Genomic DNA, 9,250 nt, shown 5'->3' on the forward strand with positions numbered 1-9,250 from the left:
GACGCCGCACACCGCCGCGGCGCCGAAGGCGGGAAAGGTGACGGTGGTGCCGAATCCCTACAAGGCTCAGGCGGGCTGGGATCGGCCGGCGGTGTTCGGCGATCCGCTGCCGCGCCACGTCGACTTCATGCATCTGCCGGCAGGCGTCAGCACCATCAAGATCTACACGCTGGCCGGCGACTTCGTGGCGCAGCTGATACATGACGGCCGCAGTGGGGACGGACAGGAGCCGTGGAATCTGATCTCGCGCAACGGGCAGGACGTCGAGTCGGGCGTCTACCTGTTCACGGTGGATTCGAGCCAGGGACACCAGATCGGCAAGTTCGTGCTGATCCGATGAGACCGGCCCTACAACTGCGCTCGAATCCCCGCGTGAATGGGCCACACCGAGACATTGCCGACGCTCACATACTCGGGAGCGGTGCAGATCCACAGCACCATCGCGGCGACGTCGGCGTTCTCGAGATTGCGATCGCGCTCCTCGCTGCCCGGCGCGATCGGCCGGCCGGCGGAGTTCATGTTGTGCGGATGGACGATGCTGACCCGCACGTGATGCGGCTTCACCTCCAGCGCCGCCGATTCGAGCAGTCCGCGCAGTCCCCACTTGCTCGCGGCGTAAGCGGCGGAGCCCGGCTGGCCCACCAGCCCTCCCAGCGACGAGATGCCAACCACGATGCCGCGCTTCTGCTGGATGAGCCAGGGCAGCGTGTGCCGCAGCGTGAGGAACGCGCCCTTGAGGTTGAGATCGAGCAGCGCGTCCCACTGCGGCTCGGTGGTCTCGTGAATCGGCGCTCCCGCCCAGGTGCCGGCGTTGAGCACCACCAGATCGAGCCGGCCCCATTGTTCGAGCGTCGTCTTCACCGCGCCGGCCACCTCGCTGTCGCGGGTGACGTCGGCGGGGGCCGCGATCGCGCGCGCGCCGGCCGCCCGCAGGGAAGCGACCGCTTCGTCGAGCTTCTCGCCGCCTCGCGCCAGCGCGGCGATCGCCGCGCCTTCGCCGGACAGCGCCCGGGCGATCGCCAGGCCGAGGCCGTGACTCGCGCCGGTGATCAGAGCCACCTGATTCTCGAGCTTCATGAGTTCTCCGTTCGCTCAGTTTTCGGTGATCAGCGTTGTCCAGTCGGTCCACGTCGCCGCGTGCGCCGGGCCCTCGCCGTGCCGGTAGCCGACGCCATCGGCGGCCAGCCAGACACGGCTGGTCGAGACCGTGACCACCGGTCCTTCGTGCAGGCAGACCGGGGGCCCAGGATTCCCGTGACTCGCGAGCCAGACATCGAGCTGCCGCTCCGCCTCGTCACGATCGCGCGGGGTGAAGCGCGCCAGCTCGCTCGCGAGCCAGGCGGCGCGCGGCTCGCTCGCGTCATCCAATTCCTGATGCGTGATGACATGCCAGCCGGCGGCGACCTTCTCGACGCGCGGCGGCCCGCCGCCGGCGTGCGAGACCAGCAGTGCCGCCTCCGGGCCCGCGATCAGCAGGGAGCACGGCGCGTAGAGGTCGGCGCCCAGCAGCAACCGCGCGGCCTCGGCGCAGACCCGCGGATCGCCATTGCCGGAGGCCGCGATCTGCAGGGCGAGCAGGCCGCGCGAGCGGCGACGCGGCGGCGGCGAAATACGGTCCGGGTCTCGCCGGTTGAGCACCGCCACCAGCGATCGGCGCTCGCGGATCGCGAGCCAGGTGCCGCCCGCGGTCAGATCCATGCCGCCCACCACGCGCGGCGACTCGTGCAGCCGCCGCGGCCCCGCCGAGGGCCGGCGAGGATCCTCGTCGCGGTTGGCGGCGAGCAGCAGGGTGTCGGAGCCGAGCGCGTTCCAGCCGAATACCACCGTGCACATGGCCCCACGTTAGGGACGGAAGAATGAAGGGGTCAACCGGGCGGCGCTGGGAATCGGCCGCTGTTCCGTCCTACAATTCTCCAATCATGTTGCGACGACTTTCCCTTGCGGTGCTGCTGGTGCTGGCGGGAGCGGGCTGCAGCTCGTCCGCACACTCGCCCGCCGCGCCGGCGCCGCCCCCGCCGCCTCAGGTGGCGAGCACCCAGCCGGCGGCACGCGCCACCGGCGTGCCCTATGACAGCGACATCCGCGTCCAGTTCTCGACGCCGATGAACCCCTCGACCATGACCCCGACCACCGTGTTCCTGAAGCAGGACACGCGCCGACTGCCCATCGCTCTCGCCTGGAATCCGGGGACGCTCGTGCTTCGCATTCTCCCGCAAGTCGCCCTCGAGTTGCGGAAGACCTACACGGTGGAATTCACGTCGGCGGTTCTGACCGCGGACGGAGTCTCGTTCGGACCGGACGGCTGGTTCTTCCAGTTCACCACCAACAGCCTGCGTCGGCCGACCACACCGCGGCCCATCGCCGGGACCCCGAACGAATCGCCGTTCGTGATGTTGTCGTGGGATTCGACCGAGGCCGGGCTCGGCACGATCAGCTATCAGATCTGGGCCGGGGCCGATTCGGCCGCCATTGCCGCGCGCTCGGGCACGCCGATCGCGACGGTCTCGACCGCCTACTACCTGCCGGCCACGCGCTGGCCGCTCGAGAGCACCATCTTCTGGTCGATCACGGTGGTCAACGCGACGACCGGCGAGCATCTCGACGGGACGGTCCAGCGATTCTCGACGCTGCCGGCCAGCACCCAGGTGGATTCACTCATCATCGCCGCCTCGGATTACGCCTGGAATTCCCAGTCCGCCTCGCAGGCGTTTCCGTTCCAGAACTGTCTCTCCGACTCGCTCGTGAGCTTTCCCGGCTACCAGTGCTGGCTGCTATTCCCGCTGTCCGCGCTCCCCGCAGACGTGCATCTGGCGGAGGCGCGAATGGAGGCGTCCGTCTTCGACCAAAACGCCTCGCGCATCAACACCGGCCAGCTCACGCTGTGGTCGTCGAAACAGCCCTGGCTTCATCCCTGCAAGCCGGGCCTCAATTTCCTCACCGACCTGCCGGCGCTGGGGCAGGCGCTCGCCCCGGTCCGTGGCGTGGGCGGCTCCCGGATCGTCTATTCCTCGGATCTGCTGGTGTCCCACGTCGAGGCCAGCGTCCGGCGCGGGGGCTTCTTCGGCTACATGCTCACCTCGAGCCTGCGCGTCTCCTATGTCAGCCCGCACCTGAACCAGCCAGCGCGGGCGCCGTATCTCAAGCTTTACTACTTCCGGACGCCGCCGGCCCCGTTCGCCACAGTTGCGCCTTGACGCGTGGCGCCCGCTCACGTTCCACTGCCTGACATGATCGAAGCTCCGCCCGCGCCGGGTGGGCGCCGACGTGTCGGCCTGCCCGCGTTCGCGCTCGCCTTCGTCGTATGCGCCGCCGCCCTGCTCTCCGTTCCGGCCGCCGCCGCGCCCCACGTCCGGCCCTGGATGCCCTCCGACATGGACTCGATCACCGCCTGGGCGGTGCGCGCCCGCTCCATGTTCCGCACCAACACCGGCGACAGCCTGGGCGGCACGAACTACGTGGCCTACGAGTTCGTGGGCAAGATCGGACGCACGCTGCTGCGTTCGCTGGGACGCGGAAATTTCGCCCAGGCCTTCGCCGTCGAGCCGGTGATCGATTCGCTCGGTCTCGACACCACCATTTCGACCGATCCCGAGATGCCGTATTTCGCGGTGCTGATGGTGCGCAATCCGTTCCGGAGCACCGCCGATGTCACCGGCTTCCTCTACTGGTACCAGGGCCAGGATCTGCGCATTCAGGGCGTGCGCTTCACCAGCGGCCGCAACGTCTTCATGCGCGTGTGGCGCACCGGCTACGAGACCAAGCCTTACAGCTGGGCGATCATGGAGAACGCCCGCCACGGATCGGGGCCGCTCCTGCTCACCTTGCTGCGGTTGTCCCAAAACGGGTACTTCTGGATGGCGGATCAGTACCCGGGCCATGGGCCCGACATGGGAGGTCCGGGCGATTTCGCCTTCGCCGACATCAACGATGATGGGATTCCGGAGCTGGTCACCTGGACGATCGGGGTTCAGGACTCGCTCTTCATCACCTGCGAGGGCTGTCCGAAACTGGTGACCGAAAGGACATGGACCGAACGCGACAGGGGCTTCGAGATCAGCGAAGACCGGCTGGTGCCGTCGCCGTACTCGACGTTCCTGCTGTTCACCCGATTGCTGCGCGAAGGCAATCGCACCGCGGCCTCCAGGCTCCTCATCAATCCCACGCGCGTCAACGAGGCGATCACGAACGGCTGGGACAAGGGTGGGCCGCGGGGGATCTATCAGGTGGTCAACGTGGAGCCGGGGCAGACCTGGCCTCACTGGATGGTGATACGCCGAGGGACCGGCAAGGACGCTCCGAGTTGGGCAGTGCACTTCGTCGTCAAGGATGGGCGATGGATCATCAGCGATTGGATCCGGGAAAAGGTCGCGACATCGTCGCAGGTGCAGGTCCGCTGACGCGCGGCCGGCCGACACTCATCGCGGCCGTTCTGGCGCTCGCACTTTGCGGGTGCCAGCCGCACGGGCGATACAAGCCGCTTCCGGCCGACAGCTCGGCGGTGATGAACGCCGACTCGGTGGCGGCCGCGATCGCGAACGCCCAGGAGGAATGGGACAGCGGCGCGGGCGACGACGCGGCGCGCCTCACCGCCGCCGTCCTGCTCTCCGACCTCAGGCGCCGCCCGATCACCAGCTGGTCGGAACGCGCGCGCACGCTGCTCGATTCGCTGGGCATCGGCGGCGAGGTGGGAGCGAGCGGCGGCGCGGTGCTGGTCAATCTCTTTTCGCGTTCCGACCCGGATCACGGCTCGTGGCCCTACTTGTTCTGGCTCGGCGAGCGGGGCGCGCGACTCCAGCTGCTCGAAGGCCGCGACCTGCGCTTCTCCGCGCTCGCGGCGCTGCCGACCACCCCGACGCCGCCGGTCAGCGTCGCTTCGTTGTTTCTCCGCCGCAGCGGCGCCGGCCGCCAGCCGATCCTGATGGCGTGGAGGGCCGCGGCAGGCGGGACCTTCTCGTTGCTGCAAACGCTGGGGCCCGACTCGCTCGGCGGCTTCGGCAGCGGCGAGTTCGCGATGGAAGACACGACGCTCGAGCTGCACACGCGCACCTGGCGCCCCGCGAAACTGTTCGAGGAGTGCAGCACCTGCCCGCACGTCTACGAAGTCCATCACTTCGTCTGGACCGACGCCGGCTTCATGCGCCTGAATGACGAAGAGGTGGGTTCGCCCTACTCGACCTTCGTGCGCTTCATCCAGGCCGTGGTTGAGAACGATCGCGACGCCGGAATGGCGCAGCTGGCGGACGCCTCGCTCTGGGATCAGGCGCGGCGGCTCCAGTGGAACCAGCCGCGCGGGCTGTGGCGCGCGGCGCCGAGCAGCGACGAGACGGCGCACGAGATGGTCTTCTTCCGCGGCGAGCAGGAGGCCTACCGCGTGACCTTCGAGGGGCGCGCCGGCCGCTGGACCATCACCGGCTTCACGCCCACCACGCGGAGCGTGGAGTAGCGCGGACTGCCGGGCGTTCGACGGTGCCCGGCAGTCCACCCTCCCCAAACTCACTGCACATGCGTATACTCGCGAGCCATGGAGCCAAGGACCGGCAGCTTCCTGCCACTCGACGCCGACGCGCCGGCCGGTGACGGGCTTGCGCACTGGCTGCGCTCGCTGGCAGCCCGCGGCGAGCACCGTGGCGCGCTCTCCCACTGGGAGACCCTGCCCGCGCGCCGGGCTCGCCACGGCGAGCTGTCGCTGCCGCTGCCCGAACCGCTGAGCCTCGCCCTCGAGGGACTCGGGATCTCGAAGCTGTACACGCATCAGGTTCACGCCATCGAGGCGCTGCGCGCGCGGCGCGACACCGTGATCGTGACCGGCACCGCCAGCGGCAAGAGCCTCGCCTACCACCTGCCGGTGCTCGAGACGCTGCTGCGCGAGCCCGATTCGACCGCGCTCTACCTGTTTCCGACCAAGGCGCTCGCGCAGGACCAGCTCAAGGGATTGATGCGGCTCACCGGCGGTCACCCCGAGCTCACGCGCTCGCTCATGGCCGGTGTCTACGATGGCGACACGCAGGCCACCACGCGCCGCCGGCTGCGCGACGAGGGCAACGTCATCCTGTCCAATCCCGACATGCTCCACCAGGGCATCCTGCCGGCGCACGCGCGGTGGGCGCGCTTCTTCAGCCGGCTGCGTCACGTGGTGGTGGACGAGATGCACAGCTATCGCGGCATCTTCGGCTCGCACGTCGCGAACGTCCTGCGACGGCTGGAGCGCGTCGCCGCGCATCACGGCGCCGAATATCGCTACGTGCTGTGCAGCGCCACGCTGCGCAATCCCGGCGAGCTGGCCGGCGCCCTGACCGGGCGCGAGGTCACGGTGGTGGACGATGACGGCTCGCCGCGCGGCGAGAAGCACTTCGTTTTCTGGAATCCGCCCTACGTCGACGCGGCGCGCGTCGAGCGGCGCTCCTCGAACGGCGAAGGGTGCGCGCTGATGGCCGGATTGATCGAGCACGGCGCGCAGACGCTGGTGTTCACGAAATCCCGCGTCGCGGCCGAGCTGGTGTATCGCTACGCCACCGAGCGGTTGGGCGCCACGCATCCCGAGCTGGCCCAGTCCATCAAGCCCTATCGCGGCGGCTATCTGCCCGAGGAGCGGCGCGCGATCGAGCGCGCGCTGTTCTCGGGCGAGCTGCGGGGAGTGGTGAGCACCAACGCGCTCGAGCTGGGCGTGGACATCGGCGGGCTCGACGCAGTGGTGATGATCGGCGCGCCGCCGACCCTGGCCAGCATCTGGCAGCAGGCCGGTCGCGCCGGGCGGCAGGGCCGGCCCTCGATCGCGATGCTGGTCGCCTACAACGAGACCGTGGACCAGTACCTCATGCACCATCCCGACTTCCTGTTCGGCCGGCCGGCCGAGGCGGCGTGCGTGGATCCGCAGAATCCCTACATCCTGGCGCGCCAGCTCGCCTGCGCCGCGCACGAGCTGCCGCTCGGCCCCGGCGACGAAGCGCGCTTCGGCGTGCAGACCGCGCCGGTGCTCGAGGCGCTCGAGGAGTCGGGCGAGATCCGCCGCATCGATGGCCGCGGCTACTGGGCCAGCTCCGAGTTCCCGGCGGCCCGCGTCAACCTGCGCACCATCTCCGACGACACCTACACCATCATGGACGCGAAAGACGGCAATCGGGTGATGGGCACCGTGGACGCGATTTCAGCGCTCGAGCTGCTCTACCCGGAAGCGATCTACCTGCACGAGGGCGACACGTTCTTCGTGCGCGAGCTGGATCTCGAGCAGAAAGTGGCGTTCGTCGAGCCGCGCGAGGTGGATTACTACACCCAGCCGGTGCTCGACATGCGCATTCAGGTCCGTGCCGAGGCGCGCGACCGCGCCTGGGCCGGCGAGCAGGTCCATCTCGGCGACGTCACCTATTCGTGGCAGACCCTGGCGATGAAGAAGATCCGCTTCCATTCGCGCGACGCGATCGGCTATCACCCGCTCGCACTGCCGCGCTTGACTCTCGACACCAGCGGCTTCTGGTTCGCGCCCGGCCCCGAGGCGTGGTCGGCGGTGACGCGCGCCGGCTGGAACCCGGTCGAGGGATTGAGCGGGGTCCGAAATCTGTTCCTCAAGCTGCTCGCGCTGCTCGCCATGTGCGATCCTTCCGACCTCGGCGGGATGATCGATTCGTCTCAACTCGGAAAGCCGGCGTTGTTCGTATTCGATCGCTATCCCGGCGGGCTGGGCTTCAGCGAGCAGGGCTGGGCGCGCCTCGAGGAGCTGGCCGAGAGCGCCCTCGCGCACCTCGAGGCCTGTGATTGCGACGGCGGTTGTCCGGCGTGCGTGGGGCTCGCGATCCTGCGCCCGGCGCAGCAGCAAGATCCCGATCTGGGGCGCGGACGCGACATCCCCGGCAAGCAGGCGGCGCAGGTGCTGCTGCGGCACTGGCTGAGCCAGCGATGAGGGAGCGCCGATGACTCACGCCGACTGGCCGGTGACGTTCTTCGACGAAGAGTACCTGCGCATCTACCAGCCGCTCCTGACCGCCGAGCGGACGCGCGACGAGGCCGACTTCATCGTCGAGGCACTGAAGCTTCCTCCGGCCGCGCGGGTGCTGGATCTGGCCTGCGGGCACGGGCGGCACGCGGTCGAGCTGTCGCGCCGGGGCTTTCGCGTGACCGGCGTGGATCTGAGCGAGCCCTACCTGCAGCTCGCCGCGGCCGAGGCGCGGCGGGCGGGCGTGCAGGTCGAGTGGCTGGCGCGCGACATGCGCGAGCTCGAGTTCGACCGCACATTCGATGGCGCCTATTCGTTCTTCACTTCCTTCGGCTACTACGGAGATCGGGAGAACGAGGCCGTGATCGAACGCCTCGCGCGCGCCGTGAAGCCCGGTGCGCGCCTGCTGCTCGACCTGGTGAATCGCGACTCGCTGCTCGCCAGCCCGCCGGGGCGCACCTGGAATCAGCGCGACGACGGCGCGCTGCTCATGGAAGAGCGCTCCCTCGATCCGGTGACCTCGCGCGTACGCGTTCGCCAGACGCTGATCGATCCCGAGAGCGGTCCCCGCCCGGTCAAGGAGTACGACGTGCGCCTCTACACCTGCGCCGAGCTCACCGCGATGTTCGACCGGCATGGGCTCGAACGGCTCGAGGTGTGGGGCGGCGCCGATCGCTCGAGCTACGTGCCCGACAGCCCGCGCCTCGTGCTGCTGGCCGAGCGCCGGGCGGGCTGAAGCCCACGATGCTGGACAACGCCAGGCTTCGCGAGCGACTCGGCGCGCTCACCCGCGCGCGCCGCGAGCGGGCCGCGCCGCGGGCGGCGGCCGAGAGCGGGCAGCCGGCGCGACGCCGGCGGCCGGCGCGCGAAGCCGAGGGCGTCGAGGCCGCGCTGGCCACCGGCGTCGAGGCGTTCTTGCAGGGCGGGGAGTGGCGTGACGAGTCGGGTGCCGTGTTCGTGCACGAGCGGCTCCGCTCCGACCTCGAGAGGCCTCGCGAGAGCTGGGGGCGGCTCGATCCGCCGCCCGCGAGCGAGCCTCTGCTCCAGGCTCTGGCCGAGGCCGGGCTCGCGCGTGCGCTGTTCCTCGATCTCGAGACGGGCGGGTTGTCGTCGAGCCCGGTATTCCTCGCCGGCACCATGCACTGGAACGGCGAGACGTTCGTGCTGCGCCAGTACTTCGCTCGTCATTACGGCGAGGAAGCGACGCTGCTGCGCGCGCTCGGAGAGCTCACCGGCTCGTTCGAATTCCTGATCACCTACAACGGGCGCTCCTACGACGCTCCGTTCCTGCGCGGGCGGGCGGTGGTGCACGGTGTGAGGCTG

At 69.5% G+C, this 9,250-nt stretch carries 9 protein-coding genes; 7 read left to right on the forward strand and 2 right to left on the reverse strand.

What is annotated here, in order from left to right:
- The coding region (locus VMJ70_09300; GenBank protein ID HTO91314.1) for a hypothetical protein at positions 1-340 on the forward strand (340 nt) is incomplete at its 5' end.
- 8 nt (positions 341-348) lie between these two features.
- On the opposite strand, the gene VMJ70_09305 is transcribed toward VMJ70_09300, so the two are convergent.
- Positions 349-1,077 (reverse strand): SDR family NAD(P)-dependent oxidoreductase, encoded by a 729-nt coding sequence (locus VMJ70_09305; GenBank protein HTO91315.1) that lies wholly within the window; start codon positions 1,075-1,077, stop codon positions 349-351.
- A 15-nt stretch (positions 1,078-1,092) separates the two neighbouring features.
- A complete protein-coding gene (locus VMJ70_09310) occupies positions 1,093-1,833 on the reverse strand; it encodes an NRDE family protein (GenBank protein HTO91316.1) in 741 nt (246 codons plus the stop codon).
- Positions 1,834-1,919: 86 nt separating this feature from the next.
- On the opposite strand from VMJ70_09310, the gene VMJ70_09315 reads away from it, so the two are divergent.
- The 6 genes from VMJ70_09315 to VMJ70_09340 form a co-directional block, all read left to right on the forward strand.
- Positions 1,920-3,194, forward strand: coding sequence for an Ig-like domain-containing protein (locus tag VMJ70_09315; GenBank protein ID HTO91317.1), 1,275 nt, complete (start codon positions 1,920-1,922; stop codon positions 3,192-3,194).
- Positions 3,195-3,371: 177 nt separating this feature from the next.
- The gene (locus VMJ70_09320) at positions 3,372-4,397 is read left to right on the forward strand and encodes a hypothetical protein (protein ID HTO91318.1); all 1,026 of its coding nucleotides are present in this window, start codon (positions 3,372-3,374) and stop codon (positions 4,395-4,397) included.
- Positions 4,334-5,443, forward strand: coding sequence for a hypothetical protein (locus VMJ70_09325; GenBank protein HTO91319.1), 1,110 nt, complete (start codon positions 4,334-4,336; stop codon positions 5,441-5,443). The genes VMJ70_09320 and VMJ70_09325 overlap by 64 nt, the downstream gene beginning before the upstream one ends.
- Positions 5,444-5,521: 78 nt before the next feature.
- On the forward strand, positions 5,522-7,894 hold the full coding sequence (locus tag VMJ70_09330) for a DEAD/DEAH box helicase (GenBank protein ID HTO91320.1): 2,373 nt from the start codon (positions 5,522-5,524) through the stop codon (positions 7,892-7,894).
- Between the two features lie 10 nt (positions 7,895-7,904).
- Positions 7,905-8,663: a methyltransferase domain-containing protein gene (locus tag VMJ70_09335; protein ID HTO91321.1), complete on the forward strand. Its 759-nt coding sequence runs from the start codon at positions 7,905-7,907 to the stop codon at positions 8,661-8,663.
- Positions 8,664-8,671: 8 nt separating this feature from the next.
- Positions 8,672-9,250 (forward strand): ribonuclease H-like domain-containing protein (locus VMJ70_09340; GenBank protein HTO91322.1); only part of this gene is annotated, 579 nt, incomplete at its 3' end.

Origin of the sequence: Candidatus Sulfotelmatobacter sp. (genome assembly GCA_035498555.1) — a bacterium.
GTDB lineage: Bacteria > Eisenbacteria > RBG-16-71-46 > RBG-16-71-46 > RBG-16-71-46 > DATKAB01.